This is a genomic window from Terriglobus sp. YAF25 (assembly GCF_052113305.1).
In the GTDB taxonomy this organism is placed as follows: domain Bacteria; phylum Acidobacteriota; class Terriglobia; order Terriglobales; family Acidobacteriaceae; genus Terriglobus.
In genome coordinates, this window is the sequence record NZ_JBFRCY010000854.1 from 1 (window position 1) to 1,741 (window position 1,741).

The 1,741-nt window shown below is 58.6% G+C and carries 1 protein-coding gene; it reads right to left on the reverse strand.

The genetic code is table 11. From position 1 onward, the window contains the following. A partial coding sequence (locus tag AB4043_RS24510; RefSeq protein WP_442308389.1) for a TonB-dependent receptor plug domain-containing protein occupies positions 1-1,573 on the reverse strand: 1,573 nt, incomplete at its 3' end. Positions 1,574-1,741 lie beyond the last annotated feature (168 nt).

The following is a 1,741-nucleotide window of genomic DNA, read 5'->3' on the forward strand; positions in this document are numbered from 1 at the left end:
GCTTCGTGCCGCGCGCGAATCCGTTTCCAGGAGCGATGGGGTACCAGGCGATGCCCAGCTTTGGCACACCTTCCAGACCAAAGAGCGCGTTCTTCTCGAGCTCTCCGCCGAGAGAGTAGAAGACACGGCTGGCAAAGTCACCCTGCATCTGAAGGGTATAGCCATAGTTGCCACGATCGGCCTTATTGAACGTGCCATAGGCTGAGTTCTTGTAGATGCCGCGCTCGTCCTCGTAGCGGAAGGCGCCCAGGACCGCCAGGTGCTGCGAGAAGCGATAGTCGGTCTGATAGTAGAGCTGGTCGCGGTTACTCACCTGGTCAGAACGCGTGGGATAGGCGAGACCAAAATCCATCGCCGCCTGGCCGCTCACCGAATATCCATTCGCTCCAGTGATCGTCACCGGACGACCGTAGTAGGTCGTGAAGCCAAAGCTCGTAATCGGAGTGCCGACAGGAGAGAACTGGAACAACTGTTCCCGTTTACGCGTGACACCATAGCGGACCAGGTTGTGCCACGCGCTGGTTGCCTGATAATCCAGAGACGCGCCGGAGATTAGGATCTGATCGGCCTGCTTGGCGTTGTCGGAGACGCCGTAGAAATCATGCGCATTGGGCACACCCACTGCGGCATCCGTATTGCGCAGCGTAAAGCGCAGCGAGGTCTTCGCATTGAGCACAAAGCCGAGGTTCGCCGCGGAAGTCGCATTGTGATAGCGGTTCCCGGGGAGAGCATTCGAAGAATCTACGCGCGAAAAACCGAGCAGGTAATCGAGCTTACGTGCGGAGCCGCTGAGGTCTCCCTCATTCCGCCAGGTGTGAAAATTTCCGGCATCTCCGGTGTATCGCAGGACAGGATGAATCGATGTTCCCTGCTGCGTAACCAGGCGCACGGCGCTTGCCGTCGCGCCAGACCCGACCGTAACGCTGTCCGGACCACGATGGACTTCGATGGTATCTAGCACAAAGCTCGCCAGGTTGCCGTAATCGAAACGGCCTCCCATATCTTCAGCCGGAATACCGTCGATGGTGACACGGTTGCCATCCGACTGGCCGCCTCGCACGAACTGCGAGGTCTGTCCGCCCATCTGTCCGCTCTGAACGATCTGCACTCCGGGCATCAAACGAAGCTCTTCACTGACACCATAACGAGGCCACAGAGAGTCCGGCTGAATCAGGCTTACGGAAGAACTGGTCTGGGAAAGCGTTGTCGGCAGACCGGTGGCGGTCACCGTGATCTCATCCTTGCGCTCATCGAGACGCAGCGTGACATCCTGCTGTACGAGGTCCAGCCGTCCGCCGTAAAAGCTGCGTGATGGTGTCGTTGCAAAACCCTGGCTGGAGGTCAGCAGCAGAAAGCGCCCGCCTTCTGAGGTACGCAGCTCATATTCGCCCTCAGGTCCACTCACGCCGTTAGCGACGACACTATTGCCGAGCAAGAGCTGCAATCGCGCTCCACTGACGCCGGCGCCCAGTTGATTGGTCACACGACCACGTACAACGACAGCATGTGCCGCGGAAGCAGATAACAGTATGGCTAGAATGGCCGCTCGCAGCCGGCCTGCAGGAATACTCATAAGACTCCTCCGTTCCCCCTCGGAACGTTGGCTGGTCACAGTGAAACCGGTCTCCTGACTTTACGCATTCCAGCAGATATCTTGGGCGTTCCCTTCCCGTCCTCAGGAACAGTGAGAAATAGCCGGCTGCTGATCGCCGCTCTCCTGGAGTAACGCTCCAAGGAGTGA